Source organism: Streptomyces sp. NPDC089424, assembly GCF_044749345.1.
Classification (GTDB): Bacteria; Actinomycetota; Actinomycetes; order Streptomycetales; family Streptomycetaceae; genus Streptomyces.
On record NZ_JBIVHU010000004.1, the window covers coordinates 245,528 to 268,948 of the forward strand.

The 23,421-nt window shown below is 69.6% G+C and carries 23 protein-coding genes and 2 tRNA genes; 18 read left to right on the forward strand and 7 right to left on the reverse strand.

Annotated elements, in window-relative coordinates:
* Nucleotides 1-308 precede the first annotated feature (308 nt).
* From gyrB to ACIP2X_RS20825, 6 genes are all read left to right on the forward strand, one after another.
* Entirely contained in the window at nucleotides 309-2,393 is a 2,085-nt protein-coding gene (gene gyrB / locus ACIP2X_RS20800) for a DNA topoisomerase (ATP-hydrolyzing) subunit B (protein WP_401675076.1), read from the forward strand.
* A gap of 42 nt (nucleotides 2,394-2,435) precedes the next feature.
* A complete protein-coding gene (gyrA, locus tag ACIP2X_RS20805) occupies nucleotides 2,436-5,036 on the forward strand; it encodes a DNA gyrase subunit A (RefSeq protein ID WP_401675079.1) in 2,601 nt (866 codons plus the stop codon).
* An 18-nt stretch (nucleotides 5,037-5,054) separates the two neighbouring features.
* On the forward strand, nucleotides 5,055-5,864 hold the full coding sequence (locus ACIP2X_RS20810) for a DUF3566 domain-containing protein (RefSeq protein WP_401675082.1): 810 nt from the start codon (nucleotides 5,055-5,057) through the stop codon (nucleotides 5,862-5,864).
* Nucleotides 5,865-5,964: 100 nt separating this feature from the next.
* Nucleotides 5,965-6,041, forward strand: a tRNA-Ile gene (locus ACIP2X_RS20815).
* A gap of 300 nt (nucleotides 6,042-6,341) precedes the next feature.
* Entirely contained in the window at nucleotides 6,342-6,557 is a 216-nt protein-coding gene (locus tag ACIP2X_RS20820) for a hypothetical protein (RefSeq protein WP_401675085.1), read from the forward strand.
* 396 nt (nucleotides 6,558-6,953) lie between these two features.
* On the forward strand, nucleotides 6,954-7,706 hold the full coding sequence (locus tag ACIP2X_RS20825) for a hypothetical protein (protein ID WP_401675087.1): 753 nt from the start codon (nucleotides 6,954-6,956) through the stop codon (nucleotides 7,704-7,706).
* Here the strand turns inward: ACIP2X_RS20825 and ACIP2X_RS20830 are convergent, their stop codons facing one another.
* Nucleotides 7,707-8,207, reverse strand: coding sequence for a MarR family winged helix-turn-helix transcriptional regulator (locus tag ACIP2X_RS20830; protein ID WP_401675090.1), 501 nt, complete (start codon nucleotides 8,205-8,207; stop codon nucleotides 7,707-7,709).
* An 84-nt stretch (nucleotides 8,208-8,291) separates the two neighbouring features.
* Here ACIP2X_RS20830 and ACIP2X_RS20835 point away from each other — a divergent pair, with 84 nt between their 5' ends.
* A complete protein-coding gene (locus ACIP2X_RS20835; RefSeq protein ID WP_401675093.1) occupies nucleotides 8,292-8,723 on the forward strand; it encodes an HGxxPAAW family protein in 432 nt (143 codons plus the stop codon).
* 27 nt (nucleotides 8,724-8,750) lie between these two features.
* On the opposite strand, the gene ACIP2X_RS20840 is transcribed toward ACIP2X_RS20835, so the two are convergent.
* Nucleotides 8,751-9,626 (reverse strand): hypothetical protein, encoded by an 876-nt coding sequence (locus tag ACIP2X_RS20840; protein ID WP_401675096.1) that lies wholly within the window; start codon nucleotides 9,624-9,626, stop codon nucleotides 8,751-8,753.
* A 353-nt stretch (nucleotides 9,627-9,979) separates the two neighbouring features.
* The gene (locus tag ACIP2X_RS20845; RefSeq protein WP_401675098.1) at nucleotides 9,980-10,363 is read right to left on the reverse strand and encodes a DUF6344 domain-containing protein; all 384 of its coding nucleotides are present in this window, start codon (nucleotides 10,361-10,363) and stop codon (nucleotides 9,980-9,982) included.
* A gap of 372 nt (nucleotides 10,364-10,735) precedes the next feature.
* Between ACIP2X_RS20845 and ACIP2X_RS20850 the strand changes: the two genes are divergently transcribed.
* Both ACIP2X_RS20850 and ACIP2X_RS20855 read left to right on the forward strand, forming a co-directional pair.
* Nucleotides 10,736-10,864 carry a DLW-39 family protein gene (locus ACIP2X_RS20850; protein ID WP_003999697.1) on the forward strand — a complete coding sequence of 43 codons (129 nt, stop codon included), beginning with the start codon at nucleotides 10,736-10,738 and terminating at the stop codon, nucleotides 10,862-10,864.
* A gap of 352 nt (nucleotides 10,865-11,216) precedes the next feature.
* Nucleotides 11,217-12,431, forward strand: a complete 1,215-nt coding sequence (locus ACIP2X_RS20855; protein ID WP_401675101.1) for a hypothetical protein — start codon at nucleotides 11,217-11,219, stop codon at nucleotides 12,429-12,431.
* 58 nt (nucleotides 12,432-12,489) lie between these two features.
* Here the strand turns inward: ACIP2X_RS20855 and ACIP2X_RS20860 are convergent, their stop codons facing one another.
* A complete protein-coding gene (locus ACIP2X_RS20860) occupies nucleotides 12,490-14,151 on the reverse strand; it encodes a protein kinase (RefSeq protein WP_401675104.1) in 1,662 nt (553 codons plus the stop codon).
* A 185-nt stretch (nucleotides 14,152-14,336) separates the two neighbouring features.
* Nucleotides 14,337-14,885: a helix-turn-helix domain-containing protein gene (locus tag ACIP2X_RS20865; RefSeq protein WP_401675108.1), complete on the reverse strand. Its 549-nt coding sequence runs from the start codon at nucleotides 14,883-14,885 to the stop codon at nucleotides 14,337-14,339.
* A 181-nt stretch (nucleotides 14,886-15,066) separates the two neighbouring features.
* Here ACIP2X_RS20865 and ACIP2X_RS20870 point away from each other — a divergent pair.
* A tRNA-Ala gene (locus tag ACIP2X_RS20870) sits at nucleotides 15,067-15,142 on the forward strand.
* Nucleotides 15,143-15,711: 569 nt separating this feature from the next.
* On the opposite strand, the gene ACIP2X_RS20875 is transcribed toward ACIP2X_RS20870, so the two are convergent.
* Entirely contained in the window at nucleotides 15,712-16,425 is a 714-nt protein-coding gene (locus ACIP2X_RS20875) for a DUF5324 family protein (RefSeq protein ID WP_401675111.1), read from the reverse strand.
* 319 nt (nucleotides 16,426-16,744) lie between these two features.
* Here ACIP2X_RS20875 and ACIP2X_RS20880 point away from each other — a divergent pair, with 319 nt between their 5' ends.
* Together ACIP2X_RS20880 and ACIP2X_RS20885 are read left to right on the forward strand one after the other, a co-directional pair.
* Nucleotides 16,745-17,278 (forward strand): peptidylprolyl isomerase, encoded by a 534-nt coding sequence (locus ACIP2X_RS20880; protein WP_401675114.1) that lies wholly within the window; start codon nucleotides 16,745-16,747, stop codon nucleotides 17,276-17,278.
* 151 nt (nucleotides 17,279-17,429) lie between these two features.
* Nucleotides 17,430-18,314: a rhomboid family intramembrane serine protease gene (locus tag ACIP2X_RS20885; RefSeq protein WP_401675117.1), complete on the forward strand. Its 885-nt coding sequence runs from the start codon at nucleotides 17,430-17,432 to the stop codon at nucleotides 18,312-18,314.
* 324 nt (nucleotides 18,315-18,638) lie between these two features.
* Here the strand turns inward: ACIP2X_RS20885 and crgA are convergent, their stop codons facing one another.
* Entirely contained in the window at nucleotides 18,639-18,893 is a 255-nt protein-coding gene (gene crgA, locus ACIP2X_RS20890) for a cell division protein CrgA (RefSeq protein WP_365457356.1), read from the reverse strand.
* A gap of 142 nt (nucleotides 18,894-19,035) precedes the next feature.
* Between crgA and ACIP2X_RS20895 the strand changes: the two genes are divergently transcribed.
* The 6 genes from ACIP2X_RS20895 to ACIP2X_RS20920 are packed head-to-tail and all read left to right on the forward strand — an operon-like array spanning nucleotide 19,036 to nucleotide 23,315.
* Nucleotides 19,036-19,815: a DUF881 domain-containing protein gene (locus ACIP2X_RS20895; RefSeq protein ID WP_401675120.1), complete on the forward strand. Its 780-nt coding sequence runs from the start codon at nucleotides 19,036-19,038 to the stop codon at nucleotides 19,813-19,815.
* Nucleotides 19,816-19,836: 21 nt separating this feature from the next.
* Nucleotides 19,837-20,532 carry a class E sortase gene (locus ACIP2X_RS20900; RefSeq protein ID WP_401675123.1) on the forward strand — a complete coding sequence of 232 codons (696 nt, stop codon included), beginning with the start codon at nucleotides 19,837-19,839 and terminating at the stop codon, nucleotides 20,530-20,532.
* Nucleotides 20,533-20,586: 54 nt separating this feature from the next.
* The gene (locus tag ACIP2X_RS20905) at nucleotides 20,587-20,748 is read left to right on the forward strand and encodes a hypothetical protein (RefSeq protein WP_401675125.1); all 162 of its coding nucleotides are present in this window, start codon (nucleotides 20,587-20,589) and stop codon (nucleotides 20,746-20,748) included.
* Entirely contained in the window at nucleotides 20,745-21,383 is a 639-nt protein-coding gene (locus ACIP2X_RS20910) for an aminodeoxychorismate/anthranilate synthase component II (RefSeq protein WP_401675128.1), read from the forward strand. The genes ACIP2X_RS20905 and ACIP2X_RS20910 overlap by 4 nt, the downstream gene beginning before the upstream one ends.
* On the forward strand, nucleotides 21,380-22,549 hold the full coding sequence (locus ACIP2X_RS20915) for a class E sortase (RefSeq protein ID WP_401675131.1): 1,170 nt from the start codon (nucleotides 21,380-21,382) through the stop codon (nucleotides 22,547-22,549). Before ACIP2X_RS20910 ends, ACIP2X_RS20915 begins: the two co-directional genes overlap by 4 nt.
* A gap of 13 nt (nucleotides 22,550-22,562) precedes the next feature.
* Nucleotides 22,563-23,315 (forward strand): class E sortase, encoded by a 753-nt coding sequence (locus tag ACIP2X_RS20920; RefSeq protein WP_401675134.1) that lies wholly within the window; start codon nucleotides 22,563-22,565, stop codon nucleotides 23,313-23,315.
* Nucleotides 23,316-23,421 lie beyond the last annotated feature (106 nt).

Here is a 23,421-nt window from a genome sequence, read left to right on the forward strand (position 1 = left end):
CGCACGCGGTTGCGAATCCTGACCTGACGCCGGAGTAGCGAAGGGTTGACGCCCGGAAGCGCTGAGTGCCTCCGTGAGCCTCTTGGAGCCCCCTTCCACATATCGGGACCCGGAAGAGGATGGTTCAGGGCGGCACATGCGGACTCAGGTACCGGCAAACCCCCATCACTGTCGGCGCTACCGGTAGACTGGGAGACAATCCCGCCCCGATCGTGGGGACCGTCCGGGAAAAGCTGAGCAACGCTGAACAAGGCTTACCAACGCAACATGCCGCAGCCGCTCCGGCAACCCGCCGACGAGCCCGGCTCGTGCTGTGCCAGAAAGGGCGCTTCGTGGCCGATTCCGGCAACCCCAACGAGAACATCCCGTCCACCGACGCCGGCGCGACCGCCGCGGCCACCGCATTGAGCGGCGAGGTCACGGCCTCGTACGACGCCAGCGCCATCACCGTCCTCGAGGGTCTGGACGCGGTCCGCAAGCGACCCGGCATGTACATCGGCTCGACCGGTGAACGCGGCCTTCACCACCTCGTGTACGAGGTCGTCGACAACTCCGTCGACGAGGCGCTGGCCGGCCACGCGGACACCATCGACGTCACGATCCTCCCCGACGGCGGGGTCCGGGTCGTCGACAACGGCCGAGGCATCCCGGTGGGCATCGTTCCGTCCGAGAACAAGCCCGCCCTGGAGGTCGTGCTGACCGTCCTGCACGCGGGCGGCAAGTTCGGCGGTGGCGGCTACGCGGTCTCCGGCGGTCTGCACGGCGTCGGCGTCTCCGTCGTCAACGCCCTGTCCTCCAAGGTCGCCGTCGAGGTCAGGACCGACGGCCACCGCTGGACGCAGGACTACAAGATGGGCGTCCCGACGGCCCCGCTCTCCCAGCACGAGGCGACCGACGAGACCGGTACGTCGGTGACGTTCTGGGCCGACGCGGACATCTTCGAGACCACGGAGTACTCCTTCGAGACGCTCTCGCGGCGTTTCCAGGAGATGGCGTTCCTGAACAAGGGCCTCACGATCAAGCTCACCGACGAGCGCGAGTCGGCCAAGGCCACGGCGGGCGCGGACGAGGCGGGCGCGGACGAGAAGCAGGAGCCCAAGACCGTCACGTACCACTACGAGGGCGGCATCGTCGACTTCGTGACGTACCTCAACTCCCGCAAGGGGGACGTGGTGCACCCCTCGGTCATCGACCTGCAGGCGGAGGACAAGGACAAGAACCTGTCCCTCGAGGTCGCGATGCAGTGGAACAGCGGTTACACCGAGGGCGTCTACTCGTTCGCGAACATCATCCACACGCACGAGGGCGGTACGCACGAAGAGGGCTTCCGCGCCGCGCTGACCTCGCTGATCAACAAGTACGCGCGCGACAAGAAGCTGCTGCGCGAGAAGGACGACAACCTCACGGGTGACGACATCCGCGAGGGTCTGACGGCGATCATCTCGGTCAAGCTGAGCGAGCCCCAGTTCGAGGGCCAGACCAAGACCAAGCTGGGCAACACGGAGGCGAAGACCTTCGTGCAGAAGGTCGTCTACGAGCACCTCAACGACTGGCTGGACCGCAACCCGGTCGAGGCCGCGGACATCATCCGCAAGGGCATCCAGGCGGCCACCGCGCGCGTGGCGGCCCGCAAGGCGCGTGACCTCACCCGGCGCAAGGGCCTGCTGGAGAGCGCGTCGCTGCCGGGCAAGCTGTCCGACTGCCAGTCGAACGACCCCATCAAGTGCGAGATCTTCATCGTCGAGGGTGACTCCGCCGGCGGCTCGGCCAAGTCCGGCCGCAACCCGGAGTACCAGGCGATCCTCCCGATCCGAGGCAAGATCCTCAACGTCGAGAAGGCGCGCATCGACAAGATCCTGCAGAACCAGGAGATCCAGGCGCTGATCTCCGCCTTCGGCACCGGTGTGCACGAGGACTTCGACATCGAGAAGCTCCGCTATCACAAGATCATCCTGATGGCGGACGCCGACGTCGACGGCCAGCACATCAACACCCTGCTGCTGACCTTCCTGTTCCGCTTCATGCGGCCGCTGGTGGAGGCGGGCCACGTCTTCCTGTCCCGTCCCCCGCTCTACAAGATCAAGTGGGGCCGGGAGGACGTCGACTACGCGTACTCCGACCGCGAGCGCGACGCGCTGATCGAGATGGGCCGCCAGCGCGGCAAGCGGATCAGGGAGGACTCGATCCAGCGCTTCAAGGGTCTCGGCGAGATGAACGCCGAGGAGCTGCGCATCACCACGATGGACCAGGAGCACCGCGTCCTCGGCCAGGTCACCCTCGACGACGCCGCGCAGGCCGACGAGTTGTTCTCGGTCCTGATGGGCGAGGACGTCGAGGCCCGCCGCCAGTTCATCCAGCGCAACGCCAAGGACGTCCGCTTCCTCGACATCTGAGTCGGTCTCAGCTGACCGCACCAGGAAGGATCTTCACCAGCTATGGCCGACGAGAACACTCCTGTCACGCCTGAGGACGAGGGCCAGATCCTCCGTGTCGAGCCCGTCGGGCTCGAGACGGAGATGCAGCGCTCGTACCTCGACTACGCGATGTCCGTCATCGTCTCCCGTGCGCTGCCGGACGTCCGGGACGGCCTCAAGCCCGTCCACCGCCGCGTCCTGTACGCGATGTACGACGGCGGCTACCGCCCCGAGCGCGGCTTCTACAAGTGCGCGCGCGTGGTCGGCGACGTCATGGGCAACTACCACCCCCACGGCGACAGCTCCATCTACGACGCCCTGGTCCGCCTGGCCCAGCCGTGGTCGATGCGCATGCCGCTCGTCGACTCCAACGGCAACTTCGGCTCGCCGGGCAACGACCCGGCGGCGGCCATGCGCTACACCGAGTGCAAGATGGCGCCGCTGTCGATGGAGATGGTCCGCGACATCGACGAGGAGACCGTCGACTTCACGGACAACTACGACGGCCGCTCCCAGGAGCCGACCGTCCTGCCCGCCCGTTTCCCCAACCTGCTGATCAACGGCTCGGCCGGCATCGCGGTCGGCATGGCGACCAACATCCCGCCGCACAACCTGCGCGAGGTCGCTGCCGGTGCCCAGTGGTGCCTGGAGAACCCGGAGGCCTCGCACGAGGAGCTCCTGGACGCGCTGATCGAGCGCATCAAGGGCCCGGACTTCCCCACCGGCGCCCTGGTCGTGGGCCGCAAGGGCATCGAGGAGGCGTACCGCACCGGGCGCGGCTCGATCACGATGCGCGCGGTGGTCGAGGTCGAGGAGATCCAGGGCCGCCAGTGCCTGGTGGTCACCGAGCTGCCGTACCAGGTGAACCCGGACAACCTCGCGCAGAAGATCGCCGACCTGGTGAAGGACGGCAAGGTCGGCGGCATCGCCGACGTGCGGGACGAGACCAGCTCCCGTACCGGTCAGCGACTCGTCATCGTGCTGAAGCGGGACGCGGTCGCCAAGGTCGTGCTGAACAACCTCTACAAGCACACCGACCTCCAGACGAACTTCGGCGCCAACATGCTGGCGCTGGTCGACGGGGTGCCGCGCACGCTGTCGCTGGACGCGTTCATCCGCCACTGGGTGACGCACCAGATCGAGGTCATCGTCCGCCGTACGCGCTTCCGGCTGCGCAAGGCCGAGGAGCGGGCGCACATCCTGCGCGGCCTGCTGAAGGCCCTGGACGCCATCGACGACGTCATCGCCCTCATCCGGGCCAGCGACACGGTCGAGATCGCGCGCACGGGCCTGATGGAGCTGCTGGAGATCGACGAGATCCAGGCCAACGCCATCCTGGAGATGCAGCTGCGCCGACTGGCCGCCCTGGAGCGCCAGAAGATCGTCCAGGAGCACGACGAGCTCCAGGCGAAGATCACCGAGTACAACGCGATCCTGGCCTCGCCGGTCCGTCAGCGGGGCATCGTCAGCGAGGAGCTGGCGGCGATCGTCGAGAAGTACGGCGACGACCGCAAGACCACGTTGGTGCCCTACGACGGTGACATGTCCATCGAGGACCTGATCGCCGAAGAGGACATCGTCGTCACCATCTCGCGCGGCGGGTACGTCAAGCGGACCAAGACGGACGACTACCGTTCGCAGAAGCGCGGCGGCAAGGGCGTGCGCGGGACGAAGCTGAAGGAAGACGACATCGTCGACCACTTCTTCGTCTCCACCACGCACCACTGGCTGCTGTTCTTCACCAACAAGGGCCGCGTCTACCGGGCGAAGGCCTACGAGCTTCCCGACGCCGGCCGCGACGCGCGCGGGCAGCACGTCGCGAACCTGCTGGCCTTCCAGCCGGACGAGGCGATCGCCGAGATCCTCGCGATCCGTGACTACGAGGCGGCGCCGTACCTGGTCCTGGCGACCAAGGGCGGTCTGGTGAAGAAGACCTCGCTCAAGGACTACGACTCCCCGCGTTCGGGTGGTGTCATCGCGATCAATCTGCGCGAGCGGGAGGACGGATCCGACGACGAACTGATCGGGGCCGAACTCGTGTCGCCGGACGACGATCTTCTGCTGATCAGCAAGAAGGCGCAGTCGATCAGGTTCACCGCGACGGACGAGTCGCTTCGCCCGATGGGACGTGCGACATCCGGTGTGAAGGGCATGAGTTTCCGCGAGGGGGACGAACTGCTCTCGATGAATGTTGTTCGACCCGGTACGTTCGTGTTCACTGCCACGGACGGCGGGTACGCGAAGCGGACCGTCGTCGACGAGTACCGCGTCCAGGGTCGCGGCGGCCTCGGCATCAAGGCTGCCAAGATCGTCGAGGACCGTGGTTCGCTCGTCGGCGCACTGGTGGTCGAGGAGACCGACGAGATCCTCGCCATCACGCTGTCCGGCGGTGTGATTCGCACGCGAGTCAACGAGGTCAGGGAGACGGGCCGTGACACCATGGGCGTCCAACTGATCAATCTGGGCAAGCGCGATGCCGTGGTCGGTATCGCTCGTAACGCCGAGGCGGGACGCGAGGCGGAAGAGGTCGACGGCGGTCTGGCTGTCGACGACTCCGCCGAGGGTGCCGAGGGTGCTGTTACCACCGGCACGGACGAGGGCGCGGCGCCCTCGTCCGAGTAGCACGAGGAGTGAGTCAGCGTGAGCGGAGCCACGGGCGCCGGATCGACCGGTATCCCGGCCGGTAGTTCGACCGGCGCGGAGACGGGCGGCGGCGGCCGTGGCTCCGCCGCGTCTGCGACGGACCCGCACACCACCCAGTTGCGGGCGATCAAGTCGCCCGCGAAGGATGCTCAGACGCCCTCCAACTCGCCTGACACTCATGGATCCCAGGGGGGAACTGTGACGGACACCCGTGGCCCGCAGACCCAGCACTACGCGGCTGGAGCGGGCCCGGCCGCTCCAGCGGGCGCCCAGCCGCAGCCGGCGGGCGCCCCGCAGACGGCTTCCCCGCTGCCCGGCGAGCGACCGGCCGAGCAGCAGGCCTCCGGGCCGTACCACCCGCCGCAGGCCTACCCGGCAGCGCCGGGCGCCGCGAACGCGGTCCGCCGGCCGCGCACCGGCGCGCGCACCACGCCGCGGGTGCGCAAGGCGCGGCTGCGGGTGGCCAAGGCCGACCCCTGGTCCGTGATGAAGGTCAGCTTCCTGCTCTCCATCGCGCTCGGCATCTGCACGATCGTGGCGTCGGCGGTGCTGTGGATGGTCATGGACGCCATGGGCGTCTTCTCCACGGTCGGCGGCACGATCTCCGAGGCGACCGGCTCGAACGAGTCGAACGGCTTCGACCTGCAGGCGTTCCTGTCGCTGCCCAACGTCCTGATGTTCACGGCGATCATCGCGGTCATCGACGTCGTCCTCGCGACGGCGCTGGCGACGCTCGGCGCGTTCATCTACAACCTCTCCGCGGGCTTCGTCGGCGGGGTGGAGCTGACGCTGGCCGAGGACGAGTGACGGTCCCCTAAACGTCCTGCGACTATCGATTTTGGGAGTGCCGCAGTCGTGCGCTAATCTTCAGGAGTCAGCGCGCGGGACACACACCGCAGAGCGCGGCGGGGCTATAGCTCAGTTGGTTAGAGCGCATCCCTGATAAGGATGAGGCCACAGGTTCAAATCCTGTTAGCCCCACCAGCACGAAGACCCCCGGTCCACTGGACCGGGGGTCTTTGACATCCACGGGTGACATCAACCGATGAGTGGATCTTCCATGCTGATCTGACTGTGCCGGAGGATCGCCTGGGCGGCCTGGCCGTCCTCGTCCCATCCGGCCGGGGTGGTCTCTTGGTTCCAGGGCCTGTCCGACGGGTCGCGTCACCGACCCCGCACCCGACAGCGCTGTCACCCGAATGGCCTAATAAGACGTGCCACCCATATGGGTGAACATAAGGCTGAATAGTGCCCAATCGAGGCAATCCGTGAAAGGCGAACCACATGCGCATTCGACGAATCCTCGCCGCAGTCATCGCCACGGCAGCCCTCGCCGGACTCGGCCTCACAGGCGCCGCCACCGCCACCGCCAGCAGCGTGACCCTGGCCGACAGCGTCACCCCGGGTGAGTGCACGGACGGCGGTGGAACGATCGATCGGTCGACGCCCGTGCTCCCGACCTGCAGGGGCGGTACGCACGACGGGCAGACGGTCGACTAGACCCCCCTGTGGCCTGTTGCGAAAGTGGATCGGTGCCCCGCAGCCACGCGCTGCGGGGCGCTGGGTTGCTGACGGCCGGCAGTGCGGAGTCTGCCGCTACCAGGCCAGACCAGCACACTCCTCGCCACGCGCAGTACGGGTCAACGCTTTCAGGATGAGGCCACAGGTTCAGATCCTGTCGGCCCACCAGCACGAAGACCCCCGGTCCACTTGGGCCGGGGGTCTTCGGCATGTACGGGCGACACCAGGTGAGGTGCCACCAGGGTCGGGGGCGGCGTTGGTTGCCCGGGTTCGGCAGTTTCGAGGCGCTGTGTGCTGCTGGGCAGGGGCATGGGAGGCCGTGGGCCGGTGTGTTCGGATGCGGGGTGAGGGGTCGGGGAGGCGTGAGGGGGAGCGGTGGAGTCGAAGACGGAAAGAATCGGCGGGGCCGTGGCGTGGCTGGTGCTCGCTCTGGTGACGCTCGTCGTGGGTGTGGCGATGGCCTTCCAGGTCCCCGAGGCGCTGGAACGGGAGCGGGAGTTCCGTGCCGCGCCGGCATGCGCCTCCGTACCGGTGGAGGTGTCGGGGTGCGTGTGGAAGCAGGACTTCACCGTGCGGAAGGCCGACATGCACAGGGGGGAGCGGGGCGAGTCGCCTGAGGCGGAGTTGGTGCTGCCGTCCGGCAGGACGTGGGACGTGACGTTCCGCACCGCGGACCCCGTGGCGTCGTGGCTGGAGCCGGGCGACAAGATCGTGGGCCTGATCTGGTACGGGCAGGTCGTGGAGGTGCGGGACGCCGACGGTCGGCGGCAGCAGACGTCCGAGGGGCCCGTGGAGTGGCCGGAGGACCGCCTCGGTGGCGCGCTCGCCTGCATCTCGTTCGGTGCGACGGCCCTCGTCGGAGCGCTGTGGTCGCTCTTCGCGCGAGGTGGTCGCCGCCATATGAGAGCCGCGGCCGTGGTGCGGTGGCACGGCGTGGGCCTGGGCGCCGCGGCCATCCTGACCCTGTGGGCGCAGCAGGCCGGCGACTGGCCCCTGTGGACGATCCCGGCGGTCTGGGGCCCGCTCGCGCTGTTGCTCGTGGCCTCCATGGTCGCCTTCGCCATCGCAGCCCTGCGCGGCGCCCCGGGCAAGGACGATCCGCGGGCCGCCGTGTCGTCCGCCCTCTGATCAACGAGCGCCGGGGTCGGCTCTCGTGCCCTCGCGGGACTGCTCCAGGTAGGTGCGGGACAGCGTGCCGGCGCGGGTGAACCAGTCGGTGATGAGCGCGATCTCGTCCGGCGAGTAGCGCGTGAAGAGCTCGGCGAGAAGGACGTAGTACGGCTCGTAGATGGCGCGTACCCGTTCGGCGGCGGCCGGGACGGCGGCCACGCGTACGCGGCGGCGGTCGGCGGGGTCGGGCTGCCGGGTCACGAAGCCGCCACGCTCCAGGCGGTTCAGGATGCCGGTCACGGCGCCCGTGGTGACATGCACGCGCTCCGCCAGGTCCCCGGCGGTGAGGGGGGAGTCCGGGCCGGCCTGGAGGACGTACGCGAAGCAGATGAGGTCGGTGACGCCGAGGCCCAGGTTCCGGGCGAACTCCTGCTGGCCGAACATGGCCGTCGCCACGAAGTCGTCCATCGCGTTGATCGCGGCCCAGACGGGCGCGGGGGGTGGGGGCGAGCCCTCCATTGAAATCCCTTAGTTGCTAAGTTAAATTGCTTACCTGCTAAGGCAGTGTAGGCACGGGCGGACAAAACCTAGGGGTGACGAGACGTGGGCGGACATGAATACGACGAGGGACACACCATCGCAGGGTGGTCGGGGGTGGCGATCGCCACGGTGGGGTGTGCGGGGCTGGGCCTCGGGGTGTGCGGGTGGCGGCCGGGCCTGTGGCTGGGTGCGGTCATCGTGGTCGTGGCCGCACTGGTCACTTGGGGTCTGCATCTCGCCGGGTGGGGAAAGCCGCCCGGGCCGCGACCCGAGGCGGAATGGGGGCTGCGGGTGAGGGACACGGCCGCGCGTGCGGGGCATACGGGGTGCCTTGGCTGTCGGATGGCGGGGCGGCGGGGTGAGGGGGCTGCCGGGCGGGCGACGCCTGGTACGTCGACTGCGCCTGCTGCGCCAGCCGCACCTGCCGCACCTGCCGCACCTGCCGCGCGGCCGACCGTGTCGTCCGGGGCGCCGGAGTCCGGTCCGAGCTGGTGAGCTTCGCCCTGACGGGCTCCGCCGGCCTCAGTGGCTTTCCGTCGTCAGGCGTTCCACGCGCGCGGCCGCTGTCCTGGCCTTGCGACGGGCCTCGCTCACACGACGTTCGGCGAACCGGGTACGCTCCCGCGCCTGACGTTCGGCGGCGGCGGCCTGCCGGTGCTCCTCCTCGGCCCGTTCCAGCTCCTCGCCCAGGTCGCTGACACGCTGTCTCAGCTGGTCGGCGTGGCTCTTGGCGTTCTGCGCGTCGTGCGCGGCCGCCGACGCCTCCTCTTCCGCGGCCCGGAGGTCGTCTTCGGCGGCACCGGCCTCCGCACGTGCCTTCGTCAGACGTTCCCGCTTGCTCTCGTCCGTCGCGCGCCGACGCTTGGCGGCCGGCGCCGGCGCCTCGGAGACGGGGGGAGCGGCGCGTACGGCGCCCTGTGCGGCCGCCGGGAACCCGACGGCGGGGGTGAGCGGTTTGACCAGCCTGCCCGCCGCCCACTCCCGGGCCCCGTCCGGGTCGGCGAGGACGGCCTGCAGGGTGCTTTCGACCTCGCGTTGGGCGTCCGGCGTGATCGGACGGCCTGCCTGTGCGGCGAGTTGGGCGGCCTGGCGGGACAAGGTGCCCACCAAGAGGCGCTGTTGGCGCATGAGTTCGCGCAACTGGGCGCCGTCCAGGTCGTGGTGTGCCTGGCGCAGGCCCTCCCCGAGTCGCAGCAGTGGGGCGACCTCGTCCGACCGCTCACGGACCAGGAGGTTGCTGGCCCACGCGGACAGGCTCGGGCGGCGCAGCTTGCCGATCTTCTCGGCGAGGGCGCGGTCACCGGCCTTGCGGGCCGCCGCGGCGTGGGTGTCGCGGGCGCTCGTGAACTGCTCCGGCCGCAGCGCGTACAGCTCGTCGGCGACAGTGTCGAAGTCCACGGGCGTTCCTCTCGATGTGACGGAGGTGGCACATGAGGCAGGACGGCGAAGGGATGTCCAGAAGGGTGTCCAGTAGGGATGTCCAGGGTGGCTCAGGGGTGGTCGTCGTGCGGGCCGTCGGCATCGATTTTCCCCCGGAGGGGACGTGGCGGAGGGGATGGACGGCAGGAAAGACAAGCCGACAACACGAAGGCCCGGCCACTGTGGAGTGGCCGGGCCTCGGATTGGACGCGGGGTACGCAAGTTCGCCGCGACGACTGGGTGAAGAGAGAGGGACGGGTGGGGCGGGAGGAGCAGAAGGTGCGGGTGGAGCAGGTGGAGCAGAAGGGATAAGAGGAGGCGGAGCGGCGGCCTCAGCGCTGGAGCGGCATCGACTCGGGTCCGGAGGTGAGGGGTGTCTGTGCCTCGCAGTCCTCGGTCCGCTCGGCGGTGGCGGTGTCCGGGGCTTCGGCTGCGGTCTGGTCGGTCTCGGCGAGCGGACGGTTCCGGCAGCTCGGTGACTTTCCGTGGGCCTCGGCCCGGATCCGCTGTTTCATCGTGGGGGGCAGTGACCTGGCGTGTACCCAGGCCCAGGGAGACATCGTCGGCACGGTGATGCTCGCGGCGCTGTTGCGAGCCGGCTCGGGCTGCGGTACCGCCGCGGAGGCGGAGGTGGTGATGAGTCCGAGCGCCGTGAACAGCGCGAGGAAGGCGGTGACGAGGACATTCCACAGTTTCATGACCGAGTTCCGGGCCATGGCCCCTCACTTTCGGGTTGGGCGATTTGCGTACTTTCCTCATGATGTGTATGAGGCTCGCGAAGTGTTGGACCGACGCCCGCGGCGCGTGGATCTTCCGATGAACACCACTCGGATGGACGCAAGAGCCCAAAAAAGCTGGGAAGCCGGGAGGAGAGAGGGGAAGTCGGGGCAAATCTCACCCTCTGTGAAGGGGTGATCACACGGGGATGGGGGTGGTGCGGCCCGTCGTGAGTCCGCTTCCGGCCTGCCCTCTAGTGCGCGATTCCGGAGGGAAGTTGGGGCCCCCACGCAGGTCACCGATCGATATCGGACGGTGTGTATAGTCGGGCGCCAGAGGTCCCCTACGTCAAGGAAAGACGAGGTCGCGCGGTGAAGAAGCTTCTCCTGGTCGCACTGGCCGCCATCGGCGGGCTCCTCGTGTACCGCCAGATCCAGGCGGATCGCGCCGAGCAGGATCTGTGGACGGAGGCGACTGACTCCGTGCCCACGGGTTCGTGAGTACCGACAACCGAATCTGAACAGACCCCGGCCGCCTTGCGGTCGGGGTTTTGCGTGTGATGCGGGTGCTCGCCCAGGTGCTCGCGGTGCAGGATGTGCCAGGCACGGACGGTACGTGGTCGGAACTCCCGGGGGTGGGTTGCGCGTGATCGGGCGGCGGTGTACGGAGTGGGGACGGGCGGTGGGTCGCGCTGTGCCGGGGTCCGTGGGGCTCGCGGTGCTGGTGGGGTCGCCGGGACTTGGGCTGTCCGGGGTCGCTGTGGCCGGTGAGGCGACGCCGGGGCTGTCCTCGTCGTCCGCTTCTTCACCGTCGAGCTTCTCTTCGGCCTCCTCCTCGCCGTCCTCTTCGTCTTTGTCGTCCCCTTCGTCGTCCTCTTCCTTCGCGTTCGCGGAGGACGCCCGGACCGTCCCCGGGGCCTCGGCTACCACCGACGCGGCTCGCCTGGAGCCGGGACGCACCTACCGGAGCACGCTGCCGGGCAGCGGGGAGGCGTACTACCGCCTCGTGCTCGACGCCACCTCGAACGCGTACGTCTCCGCCACCGCCGTGCCCGACCCGGACGCCTCCGTCTCCGCGATCGAGGGCATCAAGGTGTCCGTGCAGGACGCCGACGGCAGGTCCTGCTCGTCCGAGACGACCACGTTCGGGGCCGCCCGCAGCCCGCATCCGATCGCGGCGGGGGGTGCGCGCGAGGTCGGCGGGAGCCGTTGCCAGGGCGCCGGCACGTACTACGTGGTCGTCGAACGCTCGGGTACGACCGACTTCGCGCCGGCCCAGTGGGAACTCGAGCTCACCGCGGTCCAGGAGCCCGGGCTGGCGCGGGCCGGCGCCACTGAGGCGCCCGAGGACTGGGACTCCGCGACGCCCGCACCGCCGACGGACGAGCCGCGGGGCCGCCGGGGCGGTGCCGGGTTCGCGACGGCGGCCGCGCTGGGCCGCGGTGTCTGGACCGACGACATCGCACCCGGGCAGACGCTCTTCTACCAGGTCCCGGTCGACTGGGGCCAGCAGGTGTCCGCCACGGCCGAGCTCGGCACGGCCTCCGGAGGTTCCGGTTACGCCGGCAGCGCGCTGGACTTCTCCCTCTACAACCCCGTGCGCGCCTTCGTCGCGGACCGGAGCGTGGGGTACGACGGCAAGCAGCGGGCGGCCGCGCTGGCTCCGCTTCCGCCGGTCGACCACGCCAACCGCCTCTCCTTCAGCAGCCGTGTGGACGGGATGCGCTTCGCGGGCTCCTATTACCTCGTCGTGCATCTTTCCTCGGAGGTTGCCGAGCAGTTCGGGGACGGGCCGTTCGGGCTGATGTTGCGGGTGGGCGTGAAGGGTGACGCGCAGGACGGGCCCGCTTATGCGGGGGAGTCCGTGCCGGAGGGTCTCTTCTCCGTGCGGGGAGGCGGCCTGGGCGGTGGCCGGGGGGCCGTGGTCGGGGGTGCGGGTCAGGGCGACGGTGGTGACGAGGCCATGACGGCCGTGGCGGTGGGCGGGATCGGTGCGGGCAGCGTGATCCTCGTGGGGCTCGGCGTGTGGGCGGCCGTGGCACGGCGGAGGGCCGGGGGCGCCGGATAGGCGGTCGGGCCTCTCTCCCGCGGTGCCTTCAAGTGCGATCCCCTCGGAAGTCGTTCCGTCAGATACGGGTCAGCGCCCAGAACCCCACGGCGTAGCAGGCCAGGGCCAGCATGAGCAGCGGGATCACTGCCTTTGCGGGTGGGCCGGGGCGCCGGGCACGTCGGCCGCCGCGTCGATGCCCGGCGGGCAGCCGGGAAATTGGGGGCGCGGAAGACGGAACCTGCGGGTCTTGAGCGGTGTACGAAGCAGTAGAGGGATCAGCGTGCTGCGGCGGCACCGAGGGGGCCTGGAGGGGCGCCGAGGGGGCAGGGCGCGGCGTGTGCGGCTGGGGGGAGGCGAAGGAAGGGTGCTGTGGTCGCGCGGGGTGCTCGGGCTGTGGGTCGTGCTGGGGCTGTTGGGCCTGTTGTTGCGGCTGTGGCGGACTGGCAGGGGATCGGCGCGTGGTGACGGTCGGCTGCGGTGGCGGCAGATGGAAGCTGCCGGTGTCGGACATGCCGGCCGGTTGCGCGGGCGTTGCCTGCGGGTGACGGGGATCAGCGGGTACGTTCACGGCGCCGGCCCTGCCGGTTCCCGAACCCGTGCCGGGCCATGGGTCCTCGGGCGGCGGCGCACCGCCAGCTGGACGCGGGCCTGCGGGTGGCATCCCGGACGGCATGGAACCGGCTCTCGCCGACGGGCCCTCGCCCGGCACGAAGCCGCTTCCCGCGGACGAGCCCTCGGGCTGCGAGTCCACGGACGCGGGGTCACCCCCCGCTGCTCCGGAGCGCTCGGGCCGCACCTCTCCGCGTCCGCCGCGCGAGCCCTCGGCCGGTCCCGTCGCCCGCACCCCACGCGTCGGCGTGAGTGGCCCGCTCGGCCCGAACCCCGGTGGAAGCGGACCGACTTGGTCGAAGATCTCGATCTGCTCGTCGTCAGGACCAGGCTCCGGCAGCAGCTCGGCCGCCGCCGCGAGCGCCTTCCGCGCCCCCGTGGCCGTGCGGAACCGGGCCATCGGATCCGGCTGCAGCAGCGAGGCCACGACCTGCCACAGCGGTTCCGGAACGCCCGTGGGCGCGCCCGGAGTTCCGTGCTCGGCGAAGTACTGGACGAGCGCCTTGGCGTCCGGCTTCGCGCCTTCCAGCAGATACAGCGCGACCAGCCCCACGGCGAACAGGTCGGCAGGGAAGTCCGGTTCCGCGCCCATCATCTGCTCGGGTGCGAGATATCCGGGCGTCCCCACCACGAGGTTGGTCTCGGTCAGCCGCGGTTCGCCAAGCCGCATGGCTATCCCGAAGTCGGAGAGCCGCAGCCGCGGCCGCCCGGTGCCGGTCGCCTCCAGCAGGACGTTGGCGGGCTTGATGTCGCGGTGCACGACATCCTCCGCGTGCACCGCGGCCAGACCCGACAGGAGCTGGTCCAGCAGGGTGCAGACGAAGCGCGGCGGCAGCGGACCGTAGTCCCCGACGACGTGTACCAGGGACCCCCCGGCGACCAGGTCCATGGTGAACAGGACCTTGTCGTCGTCGGCGGCCCAGCTGGCCGGCGCGAGGACATGGGGGTGGTCGATGCGCAGTGCCTGCTCACGGACGAAGCGCAGCAGGGAGTGCGCGTCGCGCTGTTGCAGCACCTTGGCGGCCACATAACGGCGGCGGCGGTGGTCCCAGGCGCGCCAGACGGCGCCCACTCCTCCGCGTCCGATCGGGTCGACCAGTTCGTAACGCCCGGCGAAGATCTCTCCCATCGCGGTGCGCCGCTCCTCCCCCTGCGGTCCCTTCAGTCCCAGTTCGGTCCGGGGCTCCCCCGTTGCCTGCCCCTCGACGTGTGGGAGAACCCCTCCCGGACGTGTGCCGCACCCCCTGCGGCACACCCGTCACGGGTGAGCGCCGCACCCCCCGGCGGCACCCGCTGCCGTGACCGGCCCCCGGTTCAGTTCTGGTGCGACTGGTAGTGCGCGACGGCGTCCGATGTGCGGCCAGCGCCGTACACCCTGAGGAACTCTGCCAGCTCGGGGTGGGTCGGGGCGAGGGTGTCCGCGGCGTCGATGATGTCCCCCGCGGCGGCGACGGACCGCAGCAGGGACTGGATCTCGCGGACCACCCGCTTGACCGTCGGTGCCCCCGAACTGTTCGTCGTGTGCGTGGTGTTGCTGAGCACCGAGCCCCCCTGGGACTTCTTGATCTCGTCCATCCGGTCGGTGGCCTCGGCCGCGCTCACGCTGCCGTCCGCCACCTGTGCGGCCAGGTCCTGGAGCAGCTGCACCCGCTGCACCACGGCCGGATTGCCGATCTTCGCCCGCTGACCGCTCATCAGCTGGGACAGCATGGGTGCGGACAGTCCCAGCACCCCCGCGAGACGAGCCTGGTTGAGACCAAGATCGTCGATGAGCTTACGGAAGAGCGCCCCCAGCGGCTCCCCGTACCAGTTCCGCTGCAGTTCCCGCGCTCTTGCGGTGGCTTCCTGCTGTGCGGCGTCCATTGCGTCTCCCCATCGCTTCCCCTAAAACGGCGGTTCGCTGTCGCGAACCACGCCGAGCATCTTACGGAGAGTGGTCGTTCACGGGGACCCCCCAATCTTTTTGCGGGATACCGGGGGTGACCCGCTACTCTGGTCTGCGGCGCCTGCCGGTACGCGTACTTCCGGCGGATGTCCTCTTTTCGGGGCCTTAGCTCAGTTGGTAGAGCGCTGTCTTTGCATGGCAGATGTCAGGGGTTCGACTCCCCTAGGCTCCACCACAGGAAAGCCCTCTGAACTGCGGAAACGCGGTTCAGAGGGCTTTTTTCGTCGAGGAGGGCGGGCCCCGGACGGCCGGGGAGGGGGAACCGGCGGTGGCGGCGCCCCGGCCCGATCCGACGGCACCGGCTTATCCCCTGTCCTCGGCACCGGCCGATCCCTTGTCCTCGGTACCGCCGTGCCGGCTCGGGAGCGGTGATCGACGCCACGGTCGGTCCCCGGGCCTCCCGCCCGCGACGCCTGCGCCTTCGGGGTCCGGGACCCGAGCCCGGCAGAGCCCGGCCGACCTGAGAGCCGATCGGCAGTGGCCTTGGCCCGCCCACGGCTGAGCAGGGCGCTCTCCCGTTTGCGCAAATGCCCGCTGCTTATCTCTTCCGTCACACCGTGACGAGGTACGAACCCGGCTCGCCATTGCATCCGCGATCACTCTCATCGCGGCGCATGCGGCTCGCCGCACCTCCAAGGCCCCAAATCTCCGCCACCGGAGGTCGGTTGTGGTTCCACGTGAAACATCGCTGTGGGGCGGGCGACCCTCAGGTCACCCGCCCCACAGTCGTTCGGCGATCTCGACTCAGCCGCGGTCGTCGCGGTGGGCGGCCTCGTCCTCGGCCTGCTTGGCCTGCACCTCGGGGTCGAGAACCGACTGGCCGCTCCCGTCCACCGACGTGAGCCGGCCGGACTCGGAGACCTCGGTCGCGGCGGGGGGCTCGACCAGCCAGTCGGGGTTGGCCTGCTTGTCCCACCACTTCCAGGCGGCGAAGGCGCCACCCGCGACGACGCCGATCACGGCCAGTGCCTTCATGGCCCGGCCGGTCCGGGCCCGGCGCTCGTGCTTGCGGACGAGCTTCTGGATCTCCTTGGGCGAGACCTGGCCGCGCAGCGCGGCCAGCGCGGCGACGCCCCGGGCCGCGGCCTCGTCCTTGACGGGCCCGGCCGCGGCCACCGCCTGCTCGATCCTCGGCAGGGAGTAGTCGGCGGCCTGGCGGGCGGCCTCGCGGGCGCGGGATGCGGCCTCGTGGGCGGCGTGGTCGACCTTCGGCGGCACATGCGTGCGGACCTGGTAGCGGGCCTGCTCCACATGCGGCGCGAGATGCGCGGCGTACTGGACACGAGCCTGTCCGGCGGCTTGGGACACCTTGGGCGCGAGCCGTACGCGTGCCTCGTGTGCGTAGTGCGCTGCCCGGTCCTTGGCCGTGTCGGCGTAGGGCGCCACCACTTCCGCGGCGTGCAGCACGCTGTCCTTCGCCGAGCCGGTCGCGGCGCGCACGCTGTCGATGCGGGTCACGGGTTTCCTCCTCCTCGGTGGCGTACGGTAATTCGACTTTCCACCCTTTTACGGATCATGCCTGTCGGAGAGCGATGCGGCATGCGAGGGCGGGCATCCGGGTCACGATTGCGGTGCAATAGCGGATGAATAAGGGACAACAGGAGCTTGTCGTCGACAATGCCACGGATCGGGGCTGAGCGCCCGTGTCCCGGGGCGACTCGTCGGGAATTCCGCAAGCGAAACGCCCGGATACACGGCTGGAGGCGGGCGCCGGGCGACGCCGGGCGTGGACCGTGCGAGGATCGTGGAGTCACAGGAAGACAACGGAAGGCAGATCGTGGCTGAGCAGCTTTACGCCACCCTGAAGACCAACCACGGCGACATCGCGGTTCGGCTGTTCCCGAACCACGCGCCGAACACGGTCAAGAACTTCGTCGAGCTCGCCAACGGCGAGCGGGAGTGGACCAACCCCGCGACGGGTGAGAAGTCCACGGACAAGCTGTACGACGGCACGGTCTTCCACCGGGTCATCAGCGGCTTCATGATCCAGGGCGGCGACCCGCTGGGCAACGGCACGGGCGGCCCGGGCTACCAGTTCGGGGACGAGTTCCACCCCGACCTGCAGTTCGACAAGCCGTACCTGCTGGCCATGGCGAACGCCGGCCCGGGCACCAACGGCTCGCAGTTCTTCATCACCGTCTCCCCGACGGCCTGGCTGAACCGCAAGCACACCATCTTCGGCGAGGTCACGGACGCGGCCAGCCAGAAGGTCGTGGACACGATCGCGGGCGCGCAGACCAACCCGCGCACCGACCGTCCGCTCAACGACGTCGTCATCGAGTCGGTCGTCGTCGAGTCCCGCGAGGCCTGAGTCCGGCTCCCGCACGGGCTCGGTTCCCGTGAGTGCCGAGGTCGGGCCCCGACGAGGGGCCCGAGACCTCCCGGTGGGGAACCAAACGCCCCGCTCGTCCGTAAAGATGAGCGGGGCGTTGCAGTGCCACGACGACGACTTAGGGGTGCTCATGGACCAGGCGCAGGGCAGTCGGCCGGACGCGCAGAGCGCGCCCGTCTGCTATCGCCACCCGGGTCGTGAGACCGGTGTGCGCTGCACGCGCTGTGATCGTCCGATATGCCCCGACTGCATGATCAGCGCCTCGGTCGGCTTCCAGTGCCCCGAGTGTGTCCGCGGCGCCGCAGGCACCGGCCACGCGCCGGGTGCCTCCCGCCCCCGCACCCTCGCGGGCGGCACCGTCGCCGCCGACCCCCGGCTGGTGACCAAGATCCTGATCGGGATCAATCTCGCGGTCTTCCTCCTCGTCAAGGCCCGTCCCTCGGTGCTGAACGATCTGGTGCTGACGGGTGCGTGGCCGCCCGCGCCCTGGGGTCCCACGGAGGGTGTGGCCGAAGGCGAGTGGTACCGCCTGGTCACCTCGATGTTCACGCACGAGGCGATCTGGCACATCGCGTTCAACATGCTCAGCCTGTGGTGGCTCGGCGGCCCCCTGGAAGCGGCGCTCGGACGCGTCCGCTACCTGTCGCTGTACCTGATCTCCGGACTCGCGGGCGGCGCCCTGACCTTCCTGCTGGCGGCTCCCGCGACCTCCTCGCTCGGTGCCTCCGGCGCGGTCTACGGGCTCTTCGGCGCGACAGCCGTCCTGATGCGCCGGCTCAACTACGACCTGCGGCCCGTCCTCGCGCTGCTGGTGATCAACCTGATCTTCACGTTCACGGTGGCCGGCATCGCCTGGCAGGCGCACGTGGGTGGTCTCTTCGCCGGTCTGGTGATCGGCTACGTGATGGTCCACGCCCCGCGTGAACGCAGGGCCCTGGTGCAGTACGGCGTCTGCGCGCTGATGCTGGCCGTGGTGGTCGGGGTGACGCTGCTGCGAACGGCCCAGCTCACTTGAGCCCGAGGGTTATCCACTGAGCTGGACAGTTGTCCACAGCGTGTGCCGGATCTTGTGCACGCTGTGCGAGAACACATGTGCCCCCTGTCGCTGACCGGTGTTTCTGCAGGTCAGGAAGAGGGCGAACAGGCATTCGGGGGATCGTGTGACGGTCGTACCGGCGTCAACGTCCGATGGGTTATCCACAGATCGTCGTCTTTTCCCCAGGTCAGGTGTGGAAATTCTCCCCGGGCTGTGGATAACTCAGCGGATAGTCATGGGCAGAACTCCGTTCACCGCCCGGTGGCCTGCCCTTCGACGGGCCGCGCACCGGGCGGAGACCGGCTACTTCCACTGCGTGGAGACGCCGAACCCGGCCGCGATGAAGCCGAAGCCGACCACGATGTTCCAGTTGCCCAGCGACTCGATGGGCAGCGAACTGTTGGTCACATAGAAGACGACGATCCAGGCCAGGCCGACGAGGAACAAGGCGAGCATGACCGGTGCGACCCATGCACGGTTCGTCAGCTTGATGCTGGTCGCCTGCTTCGAGGGCGGCGGCGTGTAGTCGGCCTTCTTGCGGATACGTGACTTCGGCACGAGGGTCTCTCCTGTCGATGCGCTGCGTGGCCGCGCAGGGAACTGGGTCGGGCTCGGGGGCAGCGTACAAGGGGACACTGAGCGCTCCCCCGGGCGTCCGTTAGCGTAGTGCTTCCGTGGCGCCGAAGGAGATAAGGGTACGTTGAGCAATTCTGCCGACTCCCCCGGGACGGGATCCAGCGCCGGGCGCCGAGGGGCCTTCCGGCCCGTGCGGCTGCTCACGGTGGCGGTCTTCGCTCTCGCGGGCCTCATTTTCTTCACCAGCTTCCACACGGCCAAGGGCACCAACATCCGCACGGACACGTCCCTGCTGAAGCTCTCGGACCTGATCCACGAACGCAGCCGCAACAACGGCGAACTGGGCGAGGCCAACGCCGCCCTGCGTCGGGACGTGGAGTCCCTGGCCGACCGGGGCGACGGCAGCACCAAGGCGGAGGACGACAAGCTCGCCGCACTGGAGAAGGAGGCCGGGACCCACAAGCTCACCGGTGAGGCGATCTCGGTGACCCTGGACGACGCCCCGCCGAACGCCACGGCCAAGCTCCCCGGCTACCCCGAGCCCCAGCCCGACTACCTGGTCATCCACCAGCAGGACCTCCAGGCCGTGGTGAACGCCCTGTGGCAGGGCGGTGCCAAGGGCATCAAGGTCATGGACCAGCGGCTGATCTCCACCAGCGCCGTGCGCTGCGTGGGCAACACCCTGATCCTCCAGGGCCGCGTCTACTCACCGCCGTACAAGATCACCGCGGTCGGGGACCCCGAGAAGCTCCAGCAGGCGCTCTCCGCCTCCCCGGCGATCCAGAACTACATGGTGTACGTCAACGTGTACGGCCTCGGCTGGAAAGTCGAGGAGAACGGGACGGTGACTCTGCCCGGCTACTCGGGCACAGTGGATCTGCGGTACGCCCAGCCCATGGAGTGAGCGCCTTCCCAGGAGCCGCCGGTGCGCTTAGTCGTCAGGACCGTCAGCGAACTGTGCATCACCGTCGGCACCGTGATCGTGCTGTTCGTCGCCTACGTGCTCTTCTGGACCGGTGTGAAGGCCGACACCGTGATGGACGACGAGATCGACCGGCTCCAGCGGCAGTGGGCCGAGGGCGAGATCCGTCCGACGCGGACGGCGGCGGCCCCGGGCGCCCCCGCCGCGCCCGCGGAACCCGCGGCCTACGAGAACGGCCGGGCTTTCGCGATCATGTACATCCCGCGGCTCGGTTTCACGTGGAACAAACCCGTCCTCGAAGGCACCCGCACCGACACCCTGAAGAAGGGCCTCGGGCACTACGCCGGCACGGCGCAACTCGGGCAGCGGGGCAACTTCTCCGTCGCGGGGCACCGGCGGACGTACGGCGACCCCTTCAAGGACTTCCCGCGGCTGCGGCCCGGTGACGCGGTGGTGCTGACGGACGGGACGACCTGGTTCACGTACCGGATCGACAAGGGGCCGTACAAGACCGTGCCGACGGACATTGAGGTGATCGACCCGCTGCCACGTATGTCGGGGTACACACGCCCGGGCCGCTATCTGACCCTCACGACCTGCGAACCGGAGTGGGGCCACAGCCACCGCCTGATCGTCTGGGCCCATCTGGATTCCACACAGCCCGTGGAGGCCGGGAAACCAGCCGCCCTGCGCCGTTAGTCTGGTGGAGTACGGCGTGGGTTTCTGGTGCCGTGGTGCGACGGAAGGGACGGCATGTACGGCTGGATCTGGCGGCATCTGCCGGGGAACGCTTGGGTCAGGGCGTTGATCTCACTGGCACTGATCCTGGCCGCGGTCTACGTCCTGTTCCAGTACGTCTTTCCCTGGGCCGAACCACTGCTGCCCTTCAACGATGTGACGGTGGACAACCAGTGAGCGCGCGCATTCTCGTCGTGGACAACTACGACAGCTTCGTCTTCAACCTGGTCCAGTACCTGTACCAGCTGGGCGCCGAGTGCGAGGTCCTGCGCAACGACGAGGTCTCGACCACGCACGCGGGCGACGGCTTCGACGGCGTGCTGCTGTCACCCGGCCCCGGCGCCCCCGAGCAGGCCGGCGTCTGCATCGAGATGGTCCGGCACTGCGCCGCCACCGGCGTGCCCGTCTTCGGCGTCTGCCTCGGCATGCAGTCCATGCAGGTGGCCTACGGCGGGGTCGTGGACCGCGCGCCGGAGCTGCTGCACGGCAAGACCTCGCTCGTCGAGCACGAGGGCAAGGGCGTCTTCGCCGGCCTGCCGACGCCGTTCACCGCGACCCGCTACCACTCCCTGGCCGCCGAGCCCCCGACCGTGCCGGCCGAGCTGGAGGTCACGGCGCGCACGCACGACGGCATCATCATGGGCCTGCGGCACCGCGAACTCCCGGTCGAGGGCGTGCAGTTCCATCCCGAGTCGGTGCTGACCGAGCACGGTCACAGGATGCTGGCCAACTGGCTGACGGAGTGCGGCGACGAGGGCGCGGTGGCGAGGTCGGCGGGGCTCGCCCCGGTGGTGGGCAGGGCCACGGCGTGACCGCGCTGCGCCCCGAGCGCGAGTCCGGCACCGCCTACGGCGACGCCGGCGACCAGGGCTCCTCGTACGGGCAGCAGCCGTACGAGGCGGCGGGTGCGTTCGGGGACTGGTACGGGCAGCAGCACTACCCGGGGCCGGCGGGCGGTGTCCCGGGCCCGGCACCGACGGGCGGGGCCCGGGTGGACGACGAGACGATGGCCCTGCGGATACCGGAGCCACCGGGCGGACCCGGAGCGACGGGGACCGCGGCGGGCCGGGGCAGGGCCGTACGAGCCGCGGGCGCCACAGGAGCGTCAGGAACGCCGGCGGGCGCCGGTGCGCCCGGAGCCGCTCCGGGTGGCCGTGCGGCCCGCAGAAAGGCCGCCAAGCGCCGCCACGGGCGCCATGGTGCCCAAGCCGACCCCGCCACCCAGGCCGGATCGCCCGCGGAGGGCGGCGACCGGGGCAGGCCGCTCTCCCGTGTCGAGGCGCGCAGGCTCGCGCGGGAGCGCAAGCCCGGTGCCGCCGTCGTGGCCAGCCGGCTGATCGGCGAGGTGTTCATCACCACCGGCGTGCTGATGCTGCTCTTCGTGACCTACCAGCTGTGGTGGACCAACGTCCGGGCACACGCGCAGGCCGGGAACGAGGCCAGCCAGCTCCAGGACGACTGGGCCAACGGCAAGCGCAACCCGGGTGCCTTCCAGCCGGGACAGGGCTTCGCGCTGCTGCACATCCCCAAGCTGGACGTGGTCGTGCCGATCGCCGAGGGCATCAACAGCGACAAGGTGCTCGACCGGGGCATGGTCGGCCACTACGCCGAGGGCGCGCTGAAGACGGCGATGCCCGACGACAAGACCGGCAACTTCGGGCTCGCGGGCCACCGCAACACGCACGGCGAGCCCTTCCGTTACATCAACAAGCTCCAGCCGGGCGATCCGATCGTCGTCGAGACGCAGGACACGTACTTCGTCTACGACATGGCGTCGATCCTGCCGGTGACCTCGCCGAGCAACGTGAGCGTGCTCGAACCGGTACCCCGGGGGTCGGGCTTCACCGAGCCCGGTCGCTACATCACCCTGACGACGTGCACGCCGGAGTTCACCAGCAAGTACCGGATGATCGTCTGGGGCAAGATGGTCGAGGAACGGCCGCGCAGCAAGGGCAAGCCGGATGCGCTCGTCAGTTAAGGGCAGATGACACGTGGCAGCGACCACCGATCGTGAAGAGCACACCGACGCCGTTCCCGGGGGTCCCGAGCCACGGCGCCGCGGACCCGGACCGATCGCCATGGCGGTCAGCGTCTTCGGTGAACTCCTCATCACCGCGGGCCTCGTGCTCGGCCTGTTCGTCGTCTACTCGCTGTGGTGGACGAACGTCCTCGCCGACCGCAAGGCGCACCAGGAGGGCGACAGGGTCCGCGACCACTGGGCCACCTCCGAGCCCACCGGTCCCGGCCGGCTGGACACCAAGGACGGCATCGGCTTCCTGCACGTGCCGGCGATGAACAGGGACGAGATCCTGATCAAGAAGGGCACCTCGACGGAGCTGCTCAACAACGGCGTCGCCGGCTACTACACCGACCCCGTCAAGGCGACCCTCCCCAGCAGCGGCAAGAACGGCAACTTCTCGCTCGCCGCCCACCGGGACGGCCACGGCGCCAAGTTCCACGACATCCACAAGCTAAAGAAGGGCGACCCGATCGTCTTCGAGACGAAGGACAAGTGGTTCGTCTACAAGGTCTACGCCGTCCTGCCCGAGACCTCGAAGTACAACGTCAAGGTCCTCGACGCGATCCCCGCGGAGTCCGGGCGCAAGAAGGCCGGCAAGTACATCACCCTGACCACCTGCACCCCGGTCTTCACCAGCCGCTACCGGTACGTCGTCTGGGGCGAGCTGGACCGCGTGGAGAAGGTGAACGGCGACCGCACACCGCCGAAGGAACTGCGCCGCTAGCACCGCGCCGCGCCTCGCCACACGGCGACGGCGACGGCGACGTACGTACGACGGAGCCCCGGCACCCTGAGAGGGGGCCGGGGCTCCGTCGTGTGCGGCGGGGGCG

What these genes read in the sequence shown, in the direction of transcription:
- gyrA (WP_401675079.1), top strand. Translation starts at nt 2,436, where the DNA reads ATGGCCGACGAGAACACTCCTGTCACGCCTGAGGACGAGGGCCAGATC.
- ACIP2X_RS20820 (WP_401675085.1), top strand. Translation starts at nt 6,342, where the DNA reads ATGCGCATTCGACGAATCCTCGCCGCAGTCATCGCCACGGCAGCCCTC.
- ACIP2X_RS20830 (WP_401675090.1), bottom strand. Translation starts at nt 8,207, where the DNA reads ATGGAGGGCTCGCCCCCACCCCCCGCGCCCGTCTGGGCCGCGATCAAC.
- ACIP2X_RS20845 (WP_401675098.1), bottom strand. Translation starts at nt 10,363, where the DNA reads ATGGCCCGGAACTCGGTCATGAAACTGTGGAATGTCCTCGTCACCGCC.
- ACIP2X_RS20860 (WP_401675104.1), bottom strand. Translation starts at nt 14,151, where the DNA reads ATGGGAGAGATCTTCGCCGGGCGTTACGAACTGGTCGACCCGATCGGA.
- ACIP2X_RS20865 (WP_401675108.1), bottom strand. Translation starts at nt 14,885, where the DNA reads ATGGACGCCGCACAGCAGGAAGCCACCGCAAGAGCGCGGGAACTGCAG.
- ACIP2X_RS20885 (WP_401675117.1), top strand. Translation starts at nt 17,430, where the DNA reads ATGGACCAGGCGCAGGGCAGTCGGCCGGACGCGCAGAGCGCGCCCGTC.
- ACIP2X_RS20905 (WP_401675125.1), top strand. Translation starts at nt 20,587, where the DNA reads ATGTACGGCTGGATCTGGCGGCATCTGCCGGGGAACGCTTGGGTCAGG.